Below are 20381 nucleotides of genomic sequence, written 5' to 3' on the forward strand. Positions count from 1 at the left end.
ATTTTTTTTAAAAGCTTTTGTTCAATCTCTCTTGAACTTCATAAAATATGATCTTGACCTTTGAAGAGTTCTTTTTGCCTACTTTGCTAAAGAGTACCGTCGCAATCCAAGCCGCCGTAAATCCCGGTAAAAGTTCATACAGTTCAAAAATGCCTCCATGCAAGTGCTTATAGATGATGACCGTCACCGAACCTGCGAGCATTCCCGCTATGGCTCCGTTTTTCGTTATGTTGTGGTCGTAAAGAGAGAGGATGACGACAGGACCGAACGCCGCACCGAACCCTGCCCAAGCATAAGCCACCAGTTTTAAAACACTTGAATTCTCATCGGTCGAGAGATACCATGCGATCACCGCAATCGCTATCACCGTCAAACGTCCGACCCATACAAGCTCTTTATCCGTCGCGTTCTTCCTGAAAATGGCATGGTAAAGATCTCTTGTCAAAACTGAAGAGGAAACAAGCAGCTGGGAATCGATCGTGCTCATTATCGCTGCAAGTATCGCTGCAAGCAAAAAGCCCGCTATCCAAGGATTGAAAAGAAGCTGCGAAAGAGTGATGAATATTTTCTCACTGTCTTTAAGATCGATCCCGTGCGAAACGACATATGCCAGACCGAAGAACCCGACGGAGAGCGATCCGATGATGGAAAATATCATCCAGCTCATCCCGATGGTTTTGGCTCTGTTCATCTCGTCTTCGTGGCGTATGGACATAAAACGCACAAGAATATGCGGCTGCCCGAAATACCCGAGTCCCCATGCCATCAAAGAGAGCACCCCTATCAGTGATGTCCCGTTGACAATATCGAGATTCGCAGGATCGACGGATTCTATGATCCTCAGTCCCTTACTGAGCCCGCCCACATCATAGATAACTACCAGAGGCACGATCACAAGTGCGAGCATCATCAGTATCCCCTGGATGAAATCCGTCCAGCTTACAGCATTGTAGCCGCCCAGAAAAGTATACGATACGATAACAAAACTTCCTATAACAAGTGCGGTGGAATAATCGAGATTGAACGTCGCTTCAAAAAGTTTTGCACCGCCGACAAGTCCTGAAGAGGTATACAGAGTATAAAAGATCAAAATGACTATCGCCGTTACGACTCGCAGACTGTTTCCCGTATCTTCAAAACGGTTCGAAAAATAATCGGGTATAGTGATAGCATCATCCAGATGATGCGTATAAACACGAAGAGGTTTTGCGACGTAGTGCCAGTTGATGTAAGCTCCAAGAATAAGACCGACCGCGATCCAGCTGCCTACTATCCCCTGTGTATACATCATACCCGGAAGCCCCAAAAGCAGCCAGCCGCTCATATCCGACGCTCCTGCGCTCAAAGCGGTGACTCCCGGTCCCAGACTTCTTCCTCCCAGAACAAAATCGCTCAGGTCATTGGTCTTGAAATAAAAATATATTCCTATCCCTACCATGACCAGCATATACGCTACAAATGAAATTACTATCGGCATTTCCATCATTTTTCTCCTTTTTTTATTGTTTTAGGCCTCTGTACCCCAGATTGCCGTACCTATGATAACTGTTCGAGATACTCTGCTCTACGAAGTAGTGCATAAGCTCTATACGTCCATGCGCCACGAAAGGGTCTTTTGCTATATATAGAGCATCCTCTGCCGCTGCTTCATAAACGAACGAAGAGACGTTTTGAGGTTTTAAAAAACGAACTCTTTGTACCTCTTTCATTCTTTTGACAAACTCTTTTTCATCTTCGGACACGAAGATATCCTCTTCATCCAGCAGCACGCTTTTTTTTCCGCTCAAATAGATCAGATCCCCGTCTTTTGGATCTTTTGGTATGGATACATGGACTTTTGCCCCGACAATCTTCGCAGCGGATATGGAAGCCAGCATCTCATATAAAGAATCCCCCTCTTCAAAACGGAAAAGGATATCTTTTACCGGAATATAGCCAAAGACGTTGCTTTCGCCTCTTATGTTGAAATGATCGTTCTCTTTGCTGAAATGAGCATTGAACCAATAACTGAAATCCGTCGTGGTCTTGAGCATTTTCTCAAGACTGTAGGCGATTCTGTCCTCCTCTTCAAAAAGAGGTTTCAATCTCTGCATATAGGAGTTCTCTGATTCACTTTCGTCAAATTCGATCCTCATGAACTGCGATACGTAATTGATACCTCCGGCTTTTTTTCCGCTGCCTATGGCAGATTTTCTCATACCGCCAAAAGGCTGTCTGAGAACGATAGCTCCCGTCGTCATACGGTTTATATAGAGATTGCCTGCATGAAGCCTCTTTTTAAATATTTCCTGCTCACGCTCATCGAGACTCTCTAATCCCGAAGTCAGACCGTATCCCGTAGAGTTCACTATATCTATGGCGTCTTCGAGGTTTTCGGCGCACATCACGCTGAGCACAGGACCGAAAAGCTCGGTAAGGTGGCAGAAATCTCCTTTTTTCGTTCCGTATCTGATAGAGGGTCGAAGAATATAGGGATTGTCCTTTGCATACGAGGGTTTGAGCGCCCATTCTTCGTCTTTATCCAGATATCCAAGCGCTTTATCCAGTTTTCCCGTCGGTCTGTCCACAAGCGTGCCTATCCTGTTTTGAAGGTCCCATACGGAACCCGTATTCAGCGAAGATGCCGCGTCTACGAGCATTGTCTTGAACTTTTCATCCTCATATACCTCGCGTTCCAAGACCAAAAGCGAGGTCGCCGAACATTTTTGCCCCGAGTTGTTAAACGCCGAGGCCACGACATTTTTAACGGCCTGATCTCTGTCGCTGAGAGCCGTTACGATCGTTGCGTCCTTGCCTCCCGTCTCAGCACTCAAAGAGATGTCCGGACGGCTTTTTATCATCTGTTTTGCCGTCGATTCGCCGCCCGTGAGTATCACGAAGTCTATATCTTTATCCGCTATCAGTTCCTCTCCCGCGAGCTTCGCACTGCATGGAACGAACTGCAGGGTATTTTTACTTACTCCCGCTTCCCAGAAACATTGACACAGCCTGTATGCGCAAAGCACCGCATTTGAAGAAGGTTTTAATAAAACGGTATTTCCTGCAGCCAGCGATGCTGCGACTCCTCCTGTGGGAATGGCGATGGGAAAATTCCAAGGACTCACTACAAGGCCGACTCCTTTGCCCTGCACTTTGATGCCCCGAAGCGACGTGAACTTTTTAACGCTGTAGGGATAAAAGTTTAAAAAGTCTATCGCTTCTGAAATCTCCACATCCGTTTCGGCAAAGACTTTTCCTACCTCTGCGGCTGCGACGCCTATAAGGTCGGCTCTGCTTTTTTTGAACTCGTCCGCCGCTCTCATAAGTATTTTTTGACGCTCTTTTACGCTTAGCTTCCGCCAGCCGTCCGGGTCTTTCTTCGCTGTTGCGACCGCTTTATTCAAATCCTCTTTTGAAGCGCTTTTATAGGTTCCGACCACAACGTTTTGATGGTATTGCGATTTGTCTATGACATCGATGTTCTTGCTTGTAGAAATCTCTTCTCCCGCAACGACGGCAGCGGCATGAAAACCTCCCGTATCCGAGATGTTTTGCCACTTGTCTCGTATCTCTTCTGACCATCTTCTGTTTGGCGGCAGGGAAAAATCGGTATCGCTTTCGTTTTTAAACTCATACCCGTCTATATCTTCAAGAGGTTCTACAAGCTCATTGTTTCTGTCCTGTGTGCGAAAAGCTTCCAAAGGTATCTTCGGCAGAACCGCAAGTGCATCGTCATAGCTTTGAACAAGTGTTTCCCATTCAGGAGAATCGGCTTTCAATCCGAAACTGTGGCGCAGGAAGTTTTGCTCCGCAGTATTCTCGTCAAAACGTCGCACAAGATAGGCGATCGCATTTGTAAATGTTTTTGCCGTCGCTATAGGTGCGTACAAGATGACGTTTAACCCCTCTTTTTTTAACACCCTGTAAGCGGTCTCGCTCATCCCCTCCAGCATCTCTGCGGTATAAAACTCCTCTACACCGCGTTCGCGTGCGAGCAGCATCCCCAAAGCCTGATCGAAAAGATTGTGCGAAGCGATCCCGACGTTCACGTAGGGAGTCACATCCTTATCTATGAGATAATCCATTAAAAGCTTGTAGTTCGCATCGGTCTGCGCTTTGTTCTGATATGTCACGCAAGGCCATCCGCGCAGAGCGGCTTCGGTGAGTTCCATCTCCTGATTGGCACCCTTTACCAGACGGATCTTTATGGGCACTCCGCCCTTGTTCATCCTCGTTTTTGCCCATTTTACGAGTTTTTGAAGATTTTTAAAAGTATCGGGAAGATAAGCCTGCAAAACGATGCCCGCTTTGAGCCCGTAGAACTTTTCCTGTGAGAGCGTCTGCATAAATGCGTCTATGGTTATATCGACGTCCCTGTACTCTTCCATGTCCAGATTTACGAACTTGTTTTCGCGTCTGCCTTTGGAGTTTGTAAAGCTATTCTCCATCGCCGCTTGATAAATGTTTTGCAGTCTCTTTGATATCTCATCGACACTCCATTGATGGGCCGCGGGAGATATCTGTGAAAATATGGTGGAGATCTTGATGGAGATATAGTCGATATGAGGATTTTGTAAAGCGCTTATATACTTTTGGATCCGCTCCTGCGCCTCCTTTTCACCCAATACGGTCTCACCGATGATGTTTATATTGACCCTTGTGTGTTCCTCTTTACGTTTTTTCAGATGTCTGTTTAAAGAGCTGTCTTCACCCTTTATGACTATCTTGGCAACATCGTTGCGGAGATATCTTATAAAGAGGTCGACTGAGATATCGGGCATATATATGCCGATATGCCGAAACGACCATACAAGAAGCTGTTCGAACTCCGTAAAGATATTCGTGTTTTTATATTTTGCAAATATATATTCCAGTTGATCGGCGATACGCTTGGGATCTTGAGAACGAAAACTCTGATCCAAAAGCTCGATGAGAAAAACCTTGTTCACGGGATCTTGGAGCATTTTTTTCATCACTTCATGAAATCTCTGCTCGCTGCTCTCTCTGCTTTTATCGATGTCGTTCTGCCAGATACGCGCCACATCTTTTGCTCTTTGAAACGTATTTTTATCGATCTGCATGACTGCCCTCCAAAACCCTCCTATGATAACAAAATAGGTTTAAATCAAACTTGACTCACTTCTTTAAGCGCAAAATTAGTAAGATTTATCTACTCTATATCCTTATATTAATATTTTTTGAAAACAGGAAGATCATTATGGCCAACAGATTACAATTCGAAGACTCTCCCTACCTTCAACAGCATAAAGACAACCCCATAGACTGGTACCCTTGGTGTGAAGAAGCTTTTAAAAAAGCAGACGATGAGCAAAAACCCATCTTCATCTCGATCGGCTACAGCAGCTGTCACTGGTGTCATGTCATGGAAAAAGAGGTCTTTGAAGACGAAGAGACTGCGAAATTTGTAAACAAACACTTCATATGCATAAAGGTAGACCGTGAAGAAAGACCCGATATCGACAAACACTATCAAGAGGTCTATCAGCTTCTAAACCGCCGCGCAGGCGGCTGGCCGACATCCATCTTTGCAACGCCGCAGAACAAGCCTTTTTACGCGGGGACATATATACCGCTTCATAACAAAGCCGAGTATGTCAATATGATGGGTTTTACCGAAATAACCAAGATCATTGCCGAAAAGATCGCTCAAAAGGACGAGCAGATATTTAAAAATGCCGAGGAGATAGTAAGTTTTTTAAAACCTGCCGAACATCCAAAAGAAGCGACAAAGCTTACAGAGGATTTTTACAAAAATTTCATACTGCAGGCACAGAGAAACTTTGACAAAAACTTCGGCGGTTTTTCCGTCTCTCCAAAATTTCCGCACGCTTCGACGCTCAATACACTGTTAAACATCTCCTCCCTTTACAACAGCAAAGAAGCGCGCGATATGGTCACATTCACGCTTGACAATATGATTCAAGGAGGGATGTACGATCTCGTCGACGGCGGTTTTTGCAGGTACTCTACCGATGAGAGATGGCTTGTGCCCCATTTTGAGAAAATGACCTATGACAACGCCCTGCTCTGCGGACTCTATGCAAAAGCCTGCCTTGCATATGAAAACGAAGACTACCTGCATATAGCCAAACAGTCTGCCGATTTCATGATGCGTTTTATGCAAGAGGACGATCTGTTTTACTCTGCAAGCGACGCCGACAGCGACGAAGGAGAAGGCGCCTACTTCACCTATTTAAAAGAGGAGATCGAAACGGCGCTCGCCGCCGAGGGATATGAGAACGGCGAGATAACGGCAATATTGAAGTTCCTCCATGTAAGCAAAAGAGGAAATTTCGAAGGACGAAATATCATAAGGTATGAAGAAAGCGTCAAACCCGACTGGTACGACAACGTCATCCGTATCCTCGGTTCGTTGAGAGAAAAAAGAGAGTATCCCTTCATCGACAAAAAGGTGCAGACATCCTGGAACGCCATGATGACAAAAGCGCTTTTCATGCTCGGGCAGATAGAAAACTCGTACACCGATGCCGCAAAAAGATCGCTTGACGCTCTTTTAAATACGATGTACAAAGAGGGCGAACTCTATCACTCCGCTCTCATCCACAAAGAACCCAAAGTCAAAGCTTTCTTAGAGGATTATGCATTTATGGGCACCGCTTTGATCGCGGCATACGAGCAAACAGGTGATGAATCCTACCTCATCACCGCACAAAGATTTGCAAATAGAGCACTTGAAGAGTTTTACGACAACGGAAGATGGTTTTTCAGCAAAGGAGAGTTCACCACTCAGGCAGAAACTACCGATAACACCTATCCATCGGCCATAAGCGTTATGGTAGACCTCCTTTTGTCCTTAGGAACTTTGATCGAAGAGAAATATACCCGTTTTGCATTTAAAACGCTCGAATATAACTCCTACGACCTGGGAAGAAAACCTATCTACTCTCCCTATATGCTCGACCAGACTCTGCGGTATCTCAAAGGTGACAGGATTATAAAATCCAAAATGAACAACCTGCACTCAAATTCCAAGATCATCGCGCAGATACGATATCCTTATATATTAAAACAGCCGAGCAGCAACGACGATTTTTTAGTGTGCGGCACAAGCAGCTGTTTTGCAAATACGGATAAAACCGATAAAATAAACGAAATAGTAGACGATTCGGTCAAAGAGGGATAGTTTTATGAACGCGATTTATCTTATCGGAGAATGGTTAAAAGAAAGAGCTGATGAAGTGGTCGACACTTGGCTTGACAACACCGTTATAAAAGAGATATTTCTAAACTATCATATCGATATCAAAAAGTTCTCGGCCAAGTTCTCCCACGCGATTCTCACACACAATATAGAGGTTTTGCAAGATAAAAAAAAGATGGACGACTGTCCTATCATGAACAAATTCGTCGACCTGATGATCGAAAAAAATATCAGATCCGAAGATATCTTTACTATCTGTTCGGGGCTGAGAACGACCATCTTCAATAAACTCTGGAAAGAGTATCCGGAGTTTTCAAAAGACATCTCCTCCATCCAAAAGATTTTTTTCGTATTTGACAGGAACCTCTCGGGCGTTCTTGCAAACTTTGACCAAAAGAACATTGCCAAACATTCGCAAAAAAATTTGAAACATTATCTTGAACGTCTTCAGACCGTATTTGACGTTCAAGACAACATTGTCTTTAAAATACATGACGGCGAACTTCATCTGGCAAACAAAGCGTTCTTTCTTACCCTCGGAATAAAAAGCCTCAAAGCGTTTAAAGAGAAATATCCCTATCCTCTGGCATTCATAAAGCATGTAAACACTTTCGAATCACTCTTTAAAACACAAGACTATATCAAATGGATAAAGAAGCTTATAAAAGAGAACAACGGCGAATGTAAGGTAGAGATATTTGATCATATCACAAATAAAAAATCCATCATGCATATGAAAATCGCCGATGTCGGGGAGAACGTGAACGATTTCATCTTTACGTTTACAAACATCACCGAACAGCAGCGCGAGATAAAAAAGCTCAAAGATCTTGTTTACAAAGACTCATCGACCGAACTTGCCAACTTCAAGAGATTCGAAGAGATGATCGAGGAAAAATTGAAAAAACTGCCTGAAAACGGCTTCAAAATACTGATGATGCATCTGCGGGGATTTAAAATAACAAACGAAATGTACGGCAAAGAAAAAGGGGAGCATATCTTAAAAAACATTGCCGATGTATTAAACAAACATTTCCCGGGAAGATCGGCCAGGATCGATATCGACCGTTTTGCGGTGATGAGCGACGATATGACGCTCAGCGTTGCGGAAAACACCGTAAAAGAGATCGACGACATTCTCGCCAAAGACAAATACGCAAACAACATAAACACGAACTCCGCCATCGTTCTTTTCCATGATCAAGACACAAAAGAGAGCATCCTTGAAAGAGGCGATATTTTGTTAAATCATGTAAAGAACAACAACGACAAGATAGTCTTCGACGAAACGATCATGCAGGAAAAAGAGAACGAACGCCTGCGGCTGCAGCAGATGTTTCTTGAACTGATGCATACATATCATGACGAGAATAAAAAGATCCCTATCACCAGCTACTATCTCGATATACCGATAAGATCCGATGCGGATATTTTAAACATTAACAACAGTTTAATGTCGGTCACTCTGAGAAAGATTTCGCTTTTCTCTTTATACCGTAACGACAACGTATATATCGAGATGCCCGAAAAACCGAATTTCAAAGCGACCGTCATAGAGGTGAATGCCGTCCATAACAAAGTAATGCTAGGTGATTTTAAAGCAGTAGACACCTCGCCTCTGGATCGCAGAAGCATACATGTAAAACTTCAAAGACAGATCGATATCTCGGTAAAATCACCGAAAAACAGCATAAACGCGGAACTCGATTCGCTCTCCATCAACAGTTTCGTCATCATCATCGACCATCTTTACGATATCGACATAGGTACGAGTCTGGATATGAAAGTGACGATCACCGACCACGAGATGGAACTTAACGGAAACGTGCACAAGCTCATAGCCGTAGCCGACAAGTTCAAGATAATAGTGCATATAAGCCCAATGGCCGACGTACAAGAGGAGATAGTGCAGTTTATATCCAACAGACAGATCGAAATCATAAAAGAGTTACAAAAAAATGTTTTATAATACTGCAAAGAAGGAAGAGAGATGAAAGAAGATAAACTCGTAAAAGTTATGATAAAAGCGTCGAAGCTGGCATATGAAAAAGAGCTCAGAACCCTGCAGATAGAACTTTTAAAGATGCAAAACCATATAAAAGACACGGGAATGAAACTTCTTTTGCTTTTTGAAGGCCGCGATGCGGCGGGAAAAGGCGGAACGATAAAACGCATAACCGAACACCTAAATCCCCGCGGCGCGCGTGTCGTCGCGCTTGATAAACCTTCGGATATAGAAAAAACGCAATGGTATTTTCAAAGATACGTAAGCCATCTTCCCTCCGCGGGCGAGATAGTACTTTTTGACCGAAGCTGGTACAACCGTGCGGGAGTCGAACCCGTTATGGGTTTTTGTACACCAGAGGAGCATGAGGATTTTCTGCGTTCCGTTCCCGGATTTGAGAGAATGCTTATGAACGCCGGAATTCTTGTGTTGAAGTTCTATTTTTCGGTTTCAAAAGAGAAACAGGCAAAACGGTTCAAAGACAGAAAAACGGATCCGCTCAAGCACTACAAGATATCGCCGGTAGATGAAAAAGCGCAAAAACTTTGGGACAAATACACGATCGCAAAATACTCCATGCTATTGGCTTCCCAGACTCCGGGAACTCCATGGACGATTATCCGTTCGGATGACAAAAAAATGGCGCGTATTAACTGTATCAAGCATATAATTTCACATATTGATTATCCCGACAAAATATCAGACGAGTTTTTAAAAACCGACGATACAATCGTCCTTGACGGAAACGAAGAGATCCTGATAATGGAATCGAACATGAACATCAAAAAAGAGATAGACTAAGGACAAGCGCATGAAAAGAGTGATCCCGGTTTTATTGCTTGCGATCGTAGCTTATGCCGGAGATCAACCGATCTCGACAAATAAAAAAGAGATATTGCAATTAAAACGGGAACAGATCAAAAAAGATACCGAAGTTTCGACAAAAAGCTGGATATCCCCTTTGAACCTTTCCCTATCGGCCAGCAAAAGCCAAGACGCCCTGCACAATGACAGCGAAACGAAAAACGCAAAGATAGAGTGGAGTCAGGATCTTTTTAGAAGCGGAGGGATCTACTACACCATAGAGCAGTCAAAGGCTTCGGGAGAAGCAAACCTTTTGGGTGTTGATATAGAAGAATCAACCTATTTGAAGCAGATATACACTCTCAAAGCACAGATCCAGCGCGACAGGCTGAAGATGAACCAAGAGGAGCTGACTCTAAAAAATATGGATATCGACCTTTTTATCATAAAAGCCAAATACAAAGTCGGAACATCCGATATCAGCGAGCTAAATCAGGCGACAATCAACAGAGACAATGCAAGAACGAATCTTATCTCGACCAAGAATGCTTTACATGCCGAAATATTCGAACTGAGAAAACTTATCGACAATCAAGACGTGGACTCCGTAAAGATTCCCGATATCCCGTCTGTTTCAAGAGATGAATACCTCTCCCGCAGCATCGAACTGCTACAATACAAACAGACCGATATCGCCAAAGAAGCGGCATGGAAGAACAAACGCTCGACATACCTTCCAAAACTGACATTTAACGGCTCGTACGGGCATGTGGACTACAGAGGCGACACGACCGACTATAACGGCAACGCATACAGTTACGGTGCGGTACTGAGCATGCCGCTGGACATAAACACACTTAGCACTGTCGAATCTGCAAGACTTCAGGCCCTGCAGGCAAAAACTGCCATGCAGGACAGAAAGCTGGAACTGGAGCAGGAGTATGACAAACACAAGAACAACATAGACGATTATAAAGAGAAGATATCCGTAGCCGACGATATGATAAAGATGTACTCAGAACTCTACGACTTTACGAAACAGCAGGTCGACGCGGGCTTTAAATCTTCGTACGATCTGGAATCTCTTGGAAACTCCCTGAGTATCCAGCAGATCGAAAAGAAAATACAAAGCTACAATATAGCGATAGAAAAGATATCTCTGTATTTCGACATAAAACATTAAGGAAAATATATGCAAGAGATGCAAAAAGTAACTACGTATAAAAGCAAAAGATATGTGTGGACGCTTTTGCTGTTTTTATTTATCCTCATCATAGCTTTTATCAGCTACGAGATATTTACGCCCAAAGAGGAGCAAAACGCATATTCGTACATCTCCGAACCTCTAAAAAAAGGCGACCTTGTCATGACCGTATCGGCTACGGGGAATATACAGCCCATAGAGCAGGTAGAAGTCGGCAGCGAAGTCTCGGGAACGATCGAAAAAGTGTTTGTCGACTACAACGATGCCGTAAAAAAAGGGGAGATCCTTGCCGAACTCGACAAAACGAAATACCAAAGCGCTCTGAACAAAGCAGAAGCTTCTCTTGCTTCGGCAAAATCCTCTCTTGAAAATACGCAGGCTCAGCTTTATCAGGCAGATTCGGTCATCACAAGAGACAAACTGCTTAAAGAGTCCACTAAAGGGGCTCTTCCTTCAAGAAACGACTGGGACAAGGACTGGTCAAACTATCTTGTGGCAAAGGCTCAGGTTTCTAACGCCAAAGCCCAGGTCGAACAGGCCAAACAGGTCCTTATATCTGCAAGATACGACCTTCAAAGGACGACCATATACTCTCCCGTAAACGGCATCATCCTTGTACGCAACATCGATCCAGGACAGACAGTAGCAGCATCTTTTCAGACTCCGGTTCTTTTTAAAATAGCCAAAGACCTGACAAAAATGGAACTTCAAGCAAGCATCGACGAAGCCGACATAGCAAAAGTGAAAGCCGGACAAAATGCGACTTTTCGGGTAGATGCTTATGAAAATAAAACCTTTAATGCAAAAGTAAGGCTTGTACGTGTCAACTCCGAGATACTCGAGGGTGTCGTGACATATAAAGCCATCATGAACGTCGACAACTCGGCGATGCTTCTAAAACCCGGTATGAGTGCAGATATAGATATAACCACGCAGACCATCAAAAATGTATTTATTGTTCCAAAGGCCGCCCTGCTTTTCATACCCGTAAAACCTAAAGTAAAAAAACTTAACGCTTCAAGAAGGTTTGCAAAGGTCACGATCGACTCCAAACCTCATATATGGAAAAAAGAGGGCAGCGAAGCGAAGAAAATATATGTAAAAGTACTCGGTGACAGCGGTTCTAGGGTCGCGATAGAATCCGATCAGCTAAAAGAGGGAGATCCCGTGATCGTCACTCAGGAAAAGAAAAAATGATCGAACTCAAAGGGGTCACAAAGGTTTACGGAACCGCAGATATAGCCTCAACCGTTCTTAAAGATATAAATATACGTATAGAAAAGGGTGAGTTTATCGCCATCATGGGACCAAGCGGCAGCGGAAAATCCACCCTTTTAAATATTCTTGGCACGCTTGACGTTCCAAGCCAGGGCAGCTACACCTTTTTAGATACCAATGTCGGGGCTCTTTCAAAGGATCAGCGTTCACTCTTCAGACGTTACGTACTCGGCTTTATCTTTCAGGGGTTTAACCTGCTTAAAAAGACATCTGCTCTCGAGAACGTCGAGATGCCGCTTATCTATCTTGGCATCCATGCAAAAGAGAGAAAAAAGAGAGCTTACGATGCACTTGTAAACGTCGGTCTAGGCGAACGCATGGATTATGAGCCTTCAGAACTCTCCGGCGGACAACAGCAGCGCGTCGCCATTGCAAGAGCCATCGTGACCAAACCGCAGGTGCTCATCGCAGATGAACCGACAGGAAACCTGGACACGCAGCGAAGCCGTGAGATAATGGATATCCTAAAAAGCTTCAATCAAGAGGGAATAACCATTATCATGGTAACGCACGAAGAGATGATAGCATCTTACGCTTCACGGATAATTCACGTGCGAGACGGTATGATAGAGAAGGAAACACACAATGCTCATTAATGCTTTTTTGCAGGCGCTGCGCGAGATAAAACGCAATCTTATGCGCTCACTGCTTACGGCTATCGGCATCGTCATAGGTATCGCCTCGGTCATCGCCATGGTAAACATAGGCAAAGGAGCAAGTGCGTCCATAACACAAAGCATCTCCAAACTCGGAAGCAATACCCTGTATATCTTTCCCAGCCAGGAGCATGGACCCGGAAGCGAAGCGCTGGTCTCCAAACCTTTTAAAATGAAGGATATCGATGTTTTAAGAGAGTCCATATTCGCCCTGCAGGCGATAACTCCCGCAGAAAGCACCACTTTAACCGTGCTTTATAAAGACAAGAACTACCAAACTACCGTAAGAGGGGTTTTAAACGATTACTTCAGCATACAGAACTGGGATCTAAAAACGGGACGCCTCTTCACCAAAAACGAACTTCGTACAGGCGTAAACACCTGTATAGTCGGCAAAACGGTTGTAGAAAAGCTGTTCCCTCAAGACCAGAACCCCTTAGGCCAAAAGATACGCATACAAAAATTTTCATGTGAAGTAGCCGGAGTTTTGGATGAAAAAGGTGCAAACACTTTTGGAAGAGACCAAGACGATATCATACTTGTCCCGCTAAAGCTGTTTCAACGACGTATCAGCGGCAACGACAATATCCATCTTATCATGGCTGCCGTAAAAAAGAACATCCCTCTTGAAGAAGCATCCATGCAGATACAGCAGGTCTTAAAAGAGAGACGCCATCTCAAACCTGAAGATGAAGAGAACTTCTCCGTCAGAAGTATGTCCGCGCTTGTGGATACGATCAGCCAGATAACTTCGATGCTTACCATCATGCTCGGCGCCGTCGCGGCGATATCTCTGGTCGTCGGCGGAATCGGGATCATGAACATTATGTTCGTCTCCGTAACCGAACGTACGCGCGAGATAGGCATAAGAATGGCTATCGGAGCGATGGCGCAGGATATCCTCATCCAGTTTCTTATAGAAGCGGTAGTACTTTCCGGGCTCGGAGGGATCGTCGGAGTGATAGTCGGCATCGCCATCACTTACGGCGTCTCGGTCGGCATGGATATCATCCTCATAATCGACCCGACGATCACGATCGCCGCTTTGATGTTTTCGATGCTCATAGGAATAGTGTTTGGAATAATACCCGCGAGAAAAGCGGCGAACATGAACCCGATCGACGCTTTGAGGTATGAATAGTCTAAAAACTATTCATATTAAAAAATTACAGGAACTTTAAGATTTCGGACTCTATCATCTCTTTTTCGATGACGGTCTTTTGAGCTATCTCTTTGCTAAAAAGCTCTTTTATCATAACAGGGATAGGCAGCTTCGCTTCTTTTGAAATTGCGTTGAGCGCATCTTCGTCATGTGCGTCAAGTTCGCCCGTGAGTGCATTTGCGATCGTAGGAGAAAACTTCGTCCACTCTGCGGTCGAATACGCTATGGTCACATGATCTCCGGTCGCACAGCTCTCATACGCTTTAAAACATGTCGCCGTATGAGGATCCATCAGATAACCCGACGCAAACGTATCTTTAATATATTTTTTACCCTCGTCGCCGTTACAAAAATCGGCTGCAAACGATTCTTGAAGTTTTATAAGCTCCTCTGATGTCAGTTCATAGACAAATTTCGTATCAAGATCGTTCATAAGCTCTTTTGTACGCTTGTCTCCGAACATATCGTACAAGATACGCTCGACATTCGACGACTTTAAGATATCCATCGCAGGCGATGTCGTAGAGACTACATCGTGCCCTACCAGATCGTATCTTCCCGTGTTGATAAGGCGTGTGAGGACATTGTTCTCATTTGATGCGATGATGATCTTTTCAACAGGCAGTCCCATCTTCATGGCATAGTATCCGCCAAGCGCATTCCCGAAATTTCCGCTGGGAACATCTAGATAGACCTTCTCTCCCATTGTAAGGGCGCCCTGACGCACAAGTTCCAGGTAGCTGTGGATATGATAGATGATCTGAAAAATGATACGTCCGAAGTTCACGGAGTTTGCAGCCGAGAGAAGGATGTTCTTTTCTTTTAGGGCCGACTTGAAACTATCGCTTGCAAGAAGACGTTTGAGAGCATTTTGCGCATCGTCAAAAACACCGTTTATCCCTATGACCTTGAGGTTCGCCGCATCTTCTGTGACCATCTGCAGACGCTGCACATCGCTTGTTCCGCCATCAGGATAAAGACATGCAACCTGCACGTTCGCACGATTTTTGAACGTTTCTAAAGCCGCAGGGCCGGTATCTCCGCTTGTCGCAGCCAAGATAAGATAGTTCTCGCCTCTTTTTTGCGCTATGGATGAAAGCACTACACCAAAAGGCTGCAGCGCCATATCTTTAAAAGCACGCGTAGGGCCGTGGTAAAGTTCGCTCACATAAAGATCTTCTCTCACTTTTACCACAGGAACAGGATTATCGGCATCATCAAATTTATCGTAAAGACTCAATGCTTCGTCTATGACGCTTTTGTCTATGTCTATCTCAAAACGGGAAAGCATATCGCCTGCCAGCTCTTTGTAGCTTGAGTTTAGATGCTTGTCTAAGAAGGCCTGTCCCAGAGCGGGGAGTTCTTTTGGCACATAAAGTCCGCCAAACGAAGCGATAGGCGAAAGTATCGCTTCTGAAAATGTCACCTCTTTAGGATTTTTACCGTCGTTACCGCGTGTTTCAATAAAGTTCATATCTCGTCCAAAAAATTTTTGTGAAATTATAGCGTAATTTGAGTACCGACGCCCTCGGACGTAAACAACTCTAAAAGAAGCGAATGTTCAACTCTGCCGTCGATGATGTGAGCCTTCTCTACTCCGCCTTCCACCGCTTCAAGACAGGCGTCCACTTTAGGCACCATCCCGCCGTGAATGGTACCGTCGGCTTTAAGCGCTTCGACCTCATCACGCGTTAGCGAAGGCAGAAGCTCTTTATCGTTGTTGAGCACTCCCGCCGTATCTGTTAAGAAGATGATCTTTTTCGCACCGACAGACTTTGCGATATATGAAGCCGCAAGGTCCGCATTTATGTTATAACCGGGGTGTCCCATCTCTTCGCCTGCTGCGATAGGCGCAATGACAGGCACAAATTTCTCGTCCAAAAGGTTTGTAATGACGTCGGCATTGACACTTTTGATCCTGCCCGTAAGTCCCCATTTTGCGAAATCTCTCGGCTCCGCTGTAATAAAATGCGCGTCTTTTCCGCTGATACCTATCGCTTTTGCACTGTGGGAGTTCAGAAGCGATACGATCTCTTTGTTTATTTCGCCGCTAAGGATCATCTCCACTATACGCATAACCTCTTTTGTCGTGACGCGCTGCCCCTCTATGAACTTTGTCTCTATCTTAAGCGCATCAAGCATATCCGTGATGGTTTTTCCCCCTCCATGAACGATGATAGGGCGGATACCCACCAGATACATAAGCAGTATATCCTCTGCAAACTGCTCTTTTAACTGCGGTGATGTCTGCGCCGAACCGCCGTATTTTATGACTATTTTTTGTTTTGCGAACTGTTTTATAAACGGCAATGCTTCAAGCAGCGTCTTTACTGTCTCGATCTTCTTTTGCATCACATATCCCCTTTGACATAATCGTCTATTAGTTTAAATATTCTTTCATCGACATCAAGGTCTAGATCCAATATTGAAATATTAATACCAAAATCCTTGATTTTCACATAATCTTTAAAAGTTACGAGCAAAGATGCCGCTTTACTCGACTTCATGATCTCTTCAAGCTCCTCTTTTGTAAAGAAATGATGATCTTCGAAATAGTGCCTGCTCACGACCCGGGGCAAAAATGCATCTAGCCTCTGCGGTCGTGCTATAGCTGTCACAAGCGCCATATTTTCGGTTTCGTTTTCTATACGAACAGCTCTTTTAAAATCAACTCCCTCTTGTAAAAGCTCTACTTTTTTCCCGCTCCACGCCTTCTCGCGGTAAGGACCCGAAGGCAGACAAAAACCGTTTTTGCTTCGAACATCTATGAGAAGATCAAGCTTTTTTATGTGGTGCTTTGAGTATCCGTCGTCCAAAAAAACGATTTTTGCGCCCATCTCTTTGGCTTTTTTGATCCCCTCTTCTCTTTTTTCACTGACAATTACTACGGCTTTTGGAACTTTAAGCGCATATATCATAGCTTCATCACCGCTGCATAGCACATCGCAAAGTATTTCGCGGCCGTCAGAAACCACCTGCAGCCCTTTTGTCTTTCTTCCGTAGCCGCGAAGGATGATGGCGGCATTCTCATACTTTAAAGCCAGTGCCGTAGTCAAAGGGGTTTTCCCGCTTCCGCCTACGCTGAGATTACCTATGCTGATGACATCTATGCCATGATCAAAAGGCACTGCCCTTTTATACTTTATCCAGACTATCAAACAGTAAATGAAAGTAAGCGGAAGAAGTAAAAAAGATAAAAGACGCTGAGAGATATCCGGCTCGTACAGATATCTCTCGATCCAAAAGACTATAGATTTTTTCAAACTCTTGTTTTTGCTATCTTTTTGATCGTATCTATCACATATTTTATCTCTGCATCGCTCATCGACGCGAAGATAGGGATAGAGAGCACTTTTTGAAACGTTTTAAGAGCGACAGGAAAATCGTTTACTCTTAACATATACTTTGTCTTGTAGTATGAAAGCAGATGCAAAGGGATGTAATGCAGAGCCGTTTTTATACCGTTTTCCTCCAGCTCTTTTGCAAACGAGTCTCTATTTTTGTCCACCTCTATGATAAACAACGCAAACGCATGATCGCCGTTGCTCAAGTTCGGCAAGCTGATATGAGGAGTCGTATTTAACGCATCGCTGTAGATATGCGCGATTTCGCGCTGTCTTTTTATGTTTTGATCCTGTCTTTCAAGCTGCGCGCTTATATATGCCGCATCAAGCTGACTCATGGTGTATTTATTCCCTATATCCACGACATCGTAGATATAATCAAGAGTATCTTCGCTTACGACCATGGCATGGTTTCTAAGAAGTCTGGCCCTGTTTTGTATCTCTTCATCATCCGTCACCATCATACCGCCGTTACTGATGCTGTTTTTAAGATGCGGCGAGAAACTAAAACATGTAATGTCCGCACCTGTCGCACCGATCTTGCTGCCGTTATATGTCGCACCCAGTGCATCTGCAGCATCTTCGACTATCTTTACGTCGTAGATCTTTGCGATATTGTAAAGACGGTCCAGATCAACGCATTGACCCGCTATATGACTGACAATCACCGCTTTTAGCTTTCTTGAAGAGTTGTCCTCTAAATAGCTTTCAAGCTTATCAAGGTCTATGTTATAGGTTTTAGGATCGATATCTATAAAAGTCGGTTCGGCATCGAAGTGTCGCACGACTTCAGGAACGGAAGGAAACGCATTTACCGAACAGATAACCTTGTCGCCGCGTTTAAGGTCGATGGCCAGCATAGCCAGATGAAGAGCCGAAGTTCCGCTGGATGTCGCTATGGCATAGGTTGCACCGGTATATGATCTAAAGTCTTCTTCAAGTTTTTCAACAAAATTTATCTCGTCGCCGTCTAAAACATCAGCGATGTTATCATGCTCCGTGACCCCGCTTTCTTGTCTGTAAAATGGAACTTCCATATTCTCTCCTTATAAATTTATATCCCTTGGATAGTTAAAATCGTGATTTATCGTACGTGACGTCAGTTTTGCGATAACGGGCATCTTACGCTTGAACTGATTTGCGTAGATTTTCTTGATTATCATATCCAACATCTCTTTATCGACACCGCGTTTGACTATCTCTTCGATGCTCAGCCTCTCTTCGACATAAAGACGAAGCGCTTCATCCAGCTTGGCATAACTATACCCCAGATCGGATTCATCGCTCTGACCGTCCCAGAGATCGGCAGAAGGCGGCTTATCGATTATGCTTTTGGTAACCCCCAGATAGCGTGCAAACTCGAATATCTCGCTCTTATATAGATCGCCGATAGGGTTGAGTGCACTCGCCAGATCACCGTATAAAGTCCCGTATCCTAACATAAGTTCGCTTTTGTTGCTTGTACCAAGGACCAACGCACCCTCTTTTGCCGACATGTCAAAAAGCGTGGCCATCCTGAGTCTGGCAGACAGATTCCCCTTGCGAAGGTTGTCCATATCGGGATTTTGCGATTCATACGCCTCAAGCAGAGGCGCGATACTTTTCGTAACCGATCTCATCTTAAAATCCATACAGAGACTTTGTGCATCGTCCAAAGAGCTCTGAGAGGAGTATTGAGAGGGCATCTTCACGCATAAAAGATCGTCTTTAAACGCGCGATGCGCCAAAACGGCGACCACCGCCGAATCGATACCTCCGCTTAATCCGACCACGACACGCTTGAGTCCTGTCTTTCGAACCTCATTATCTAAAAAACGTACCAGATAATCGGTGATTTGTGCATACTTTTTCATACTTTATTGAAACCTTATCGTTAACGGAAAATATTATATCGTAATTTTTGCAAGATGCTTTAACACACATCACTGTGCGCTATCCTCTTCAGCTCGCCGCAGGAAAAACCGGCCTCTTTTCTGGCCTCGACATTGAGTTCTTTCTTCTTGCCGAGCCAAAGAGGATAATATTTGTCTATTATAGCAAAATAACTCTCCTTTTCCTTGCCTTCTTGAACGCAGGCATATGAAAACCATCTATCCCCTTTTTGCACATGAGATATCTCTTCATCGACTATGATTTGCAAACTCTTTATAATACGTTCGAGAATTTCACTTTTTGGCAGTTTTTGAAGTTTTTTGAGTATTGCGGGAGTCGCATCAAGCCCGTTTGCCTCGAGATAACGCGGAACCACAGCCATCCTCTCAAGCAGCGAATGCGAAGTGCGCTGCATCGCTTCAAAGAGCGCATCATGCACCTCGACGTCGCCGTAATGCCCGCCGGCCTCGGTCAAAAGTTTTTCGATCATAAGAAAATGTCTTATCTCGTCATCCGCGACCTCAAGCCAGTCGTCGTAGTACTCTTTTGGCATATCCGCAAAGCGGTAAGCCGCATCAAGCGCCAAGTCGATGGCACTGTATTCGATGTGCGCGATGGCGTGAAGCAGATATATCTGCCCCTCTTTGGTGGTAAGATTTTTTCTTTTTGGGACCTCCTGCGGAGGTACGATCTTGCAAAAAGCGCCGTACGAAGGAGAATCAAAAAGTTTTTTTTCATACTTTTTTTCAAAAGAGAAATCGCCGTTCTTATATCTTTCGTAAAAATTTTCAAAACTTTTTATCTTGGCTTTATAGTCGGCTTGTAAAAGTATGTTTTCCAGTTGTGCATAGAACTTCATGATAAAAATTATACACTATTTAGCTCTTTTAACTG

15 protein-coding genes are annotated in these 20381 nt (G+C 44.2%); 7 read left to right on the top strand and 8 right to left on the bottom strand.

The features are described 5' to 3' along the window. Window positions 1-7 precede the first annotated feature (7 nt). Window positions 8-1477, bottom strand: coding sequence for a sodium/proline symporter PutP (putP, locus tag WCY03_RS07155; RefSeq protein WP_345991563.1), 1470 nt, complete (start codon window positions 1475-1477; stop codon window positions 8-10). Between the two features lie 22 nt (window positions 1478-1499). Further along, window positions 1500-5060 (bottom strand): bifunctional proline dehydrogenase/L-glutamate gamma-semialdehyde dehydrogenase, encoded by a 3561-nt coding sequence (locus WCY03_RS07160; protein WP_345991564.1) that lies wholly within the window; start codon window positions 5058-5060, stop codon window positions 1500-1502. 137 nt (window positions 5061-5197) lie between these two features. Between WCY03_RS07160 and WCY03_RS07165 the strand changes: the two genes are divergently transcribed. Genes WCY03_RS07165 through WCY03_RS07195 form a run of 7 tightly spaced genes read left to right on the top strand, consistent with a single transcriptional unit; the run spans window position 5198 to window position 14250 of the window. Continuing rightward, window positions 5198-7144, top strand: coding sequence for a thioredoxin domain-containing protein (locus tag WCY03_RS07165; protein ID WP_345991565.1), 1947 nt, complete (start codon window positions 5198-5200; stop codon window positions 7142-7144). Between the two features lie 4 nt (window positions 7145-7148). Next, window positions 7149-9131, top strand: a complete 1983-nt coding sequence (locus WCY03_RS07170) for a diguanylate cyclase (RefSeq protein ID WP_345991567.1) — start codon at window positions 7149-7151, stop codon at window positions 9129-9131. 21 nt (window positions 9132-9152) lie between these two features. Then, entirely contained in the window at window positions 9153-9968 is an 816-nt protein-coding gene (gene ppk2, locus WCY03_RS07175; protein ID WP_345991569.1) for a polyphosphate kinase 2, read from the top strand. A gap of 10 nt (window positions 9969-9978) precedes the next feature. After that, window positions 9979-11154, top strand: a complete 1176-nt coding sequence (locus WCY03_RS07180; protein ID WP_345991571.1) for a TolC family protein — start codon at window positions 9979-9981, stop codon at window positions 11152-11154. Between the two features lie 9 nt (window positions 11155-11163). Further along, entirely contained in the window at window positions 11164-12372 is a 1209-nt protein-coding gene (locus WCY03_RS07185) for an efflux RND transporter periplasmic adaptor subunit (RefSeq protein ID WP_345991573.1), read from the top strand. Then, window positions 12369-13049: an ABC transporter ATP-binding protein gene (locus WCY03_RS07190; protein WP_345991575.1), complete on the top strand. Its 681-nt coding sequence runs from the start codon at window positions 12369-12371 to the stop codon at window positions 13047-13049. Before WCY03_RS07185 ends, WCY03_RS07190 begins: the two co-directional genes overlap by 4 nt. Next, entirely contained in the window at window positions 13039-14250 is a 1212-nt protein-coding gene (locus tag WCY03_RS07195) for an ABC transporter permease (RefSeq protein ID WP_345991577.1), read from the top strand. Before WCY03_RS07190 ends, WCY03_RS07195 begins: the two co-directional genes overlap by 11 nt. Before the next feature lie 25 nt (window positions 14251-14275). Here WCY03_RS07195 and thrC read toward each other — a convergent pair whose 3' ends face one another. Genes thrC through WCY03_RS07225 form a run of 6 tightly spaced genes read right to left on the bottom strand, consistent with a single transcriptional unit; the run spans window position 14276 to window position 20346 of the window. Then, window positions 14276-15745 (bottom strand): threonine synthase, encoded by a 1470-nt coding sequence (thrC, locus tag WCY03_RS07200; protein WP_345991578.1) that lies wholly within the window; start codon window positions 15743-15745, stop codon window positions 14276-14278. 26 nt (window positions 15746-15771) lie between these two features. Continuing rightward, window positions 15772-16623, bottom strand: coding sequence for an acetylglutamate kinase (gene argB, locus WCY03_RS07205; RefSeq protein ID WP_345991580.1), 852 nt, complete (start codon window positions 16621-16623; stop codon window positions 15772-15774). After that, the gene (locus WCY03_RS07210) at window positions 16623-17534 is read right to left on the bottom strand and encodes a tetraacyldisaccharide 4'-kinase (protein ID WP_345991582.1); all 912 of its coding nucleotides are present in this window, start codon (window positions 17532-17534) and stop codon (window positions 16623-16625) included. Before WCY03_RS07210 ends, argB begins: the two co-directional genes overlap by 1 nt. Next, entirely contained in the window at window positions 17531-18652 is a 1122-nt protein-coding gene (locus WCY03_RS07215; RefSeq protein ID WP_345991585.1) for a DegT/DnrJ/EryC1/StrS family aminotransferase, read from the bottom strand. Before WCY03_RS07215 ends, WCY03_RS07210 begins: the two co-directional genes overlap by 4 nt. A gap of 9 nt (window positions 18653-18661) precedes the next feature. After that, window positions 18662-19468: an NAD+ synthase gene (locus WCY03_RS07220; RefSeq protein ID WP_345991586.1), complete on the bottom strand. Its 807-nt coding sequence runs from the start codon at window positions 19466-19468 to the stop codon at window positions 18662-18664. 59 nt (window positions 19469-19527) lie between these two features. Then, window positions 19528-20346 carry a ferritin-like domain-containing protein gene (locus WCY03_RS07225; protein ID WP_345991588.1) on the bottom strand — a complete coding sequence of 273 codons (819 nt, stop codon included), beginning with the start codon at window positions 20344-20346 and terminating at the stop codon, window positions 19528-19530. Window positions 20347-20381: the final 35 nt, after the last annotated feature.

The sequence above is a fragment of the Sulfurimonas sp. HSL-1716 genome, from assembly GCF_039645975.1.
In the GTDB taxonomy this organism is placed as follows: domain Bacteria; phylum Campylobacterota; class Campylobacteria; order Campylobacterales; family Sulfurimonadaceae; genus Hydrocurvibacter; species Hydrocurvibacter sulfurireducens.

Excerpts from the sequence above, each read along its gene's own strand:
- putP (WP_345991563.1), bottom strand. The coding sequence starts at position 1,477 with ATGCCGATAGTAATTTCATTTGTAGCGTATATGCTGGTCATGGTAGGG.
- WCY03_RS07160 (WP_345991564.1), bottom strand. The coding sequence starts at position 5,060 with ATGCAGATCGATAAAAATACGTTTCAAAGAGCAAAAGATGTGGCGCGT.
- WCY03_RS07165 (WP_345991565.1), top strand. The coding sequence starts at position 5,198 with ATGGCCAACAGATTACAATTCGAAGACTCTCCCTACCTTCAACAGCAT.
- WCY03_RS07170 (WP_345991567.1), top strand. The coding sequence starts at position 7,149 with ATGAACGCGATTTATCTTATCGGAGAATGGTTAAAAGAAAGAGCTGAT.
- ppk2 (WP_345991569.1), top strand. The coding sequence starts at position 9,153 with ATGAAAGAAGATAAACTCGTAAAAGTTATGATAAAAGCGTCGAAGCTG.
- WCY03_RS07180 (WP_345991571.1), top strand. The coding sequence starts at position 9,979 with ATGAAAAGAGTGATCCCGGTTTTATTGCTTGCGATCGTAGCTTATGCC.
- WCY03_RS07185 (WP_345991573.1), top strand. The coding sequence starts at position 11,164 with ATGCAAGAGATGCAAAAAGTAACTACGTATAAAAGCAAAAGATATGTG.
- WCY03_RS07190 (WP_345991575.1), top strand. The coding sequence starts at position 12,369 with ATGATCGAACTCAAAGGGGTCACAAAGGTTTACGGAACCGCAGATATA.
- WCY03_RS07195 (WP_345991577.1), top strand. The coding sequence starts at position 13,039 with ATGCTCATTAATGCTTTTTTGCAGGCGCTGCGCGAGATAAAACGCAAT.
- thrC (WP_345991578.1), bottom strand. The coding sequence starts at position 15,745 with ATGAACTTTATTGAAACACGCGGTAACGACGGTAAAAATCCTAAAGAG.
- argB (WP_345991580.1), bottom strand. The coding sequence starts at position 16,623 with ATGCAAAAGAAGATCGAGACAGTAAAGACGCTGCTTGAAGCATTGCCG.
- WCY03_RS07215 (WP_345991585.1), bottom strand. The coding sequence starts at position 18,652 with ATGGAAGTTCCATTTTACAGACAAGAAAGCGGGGTCACGGAGCATGAT.
- WCY03_RS07220 (WP_345991586.1), bottom strand. The coding sequence starts at position 19,468 with ATGAAAAAGTATGCACAAATCACCGATTATCTGGTACGTTTTTTAGAT.
- WCY03_RS07225 (WP_345991588.1), bottom strand. The coding sequence starts at position 20,346 with ATGAAGTTCTATGCACAACTGGAAAACATACTTTTACAAGCCGACTAT.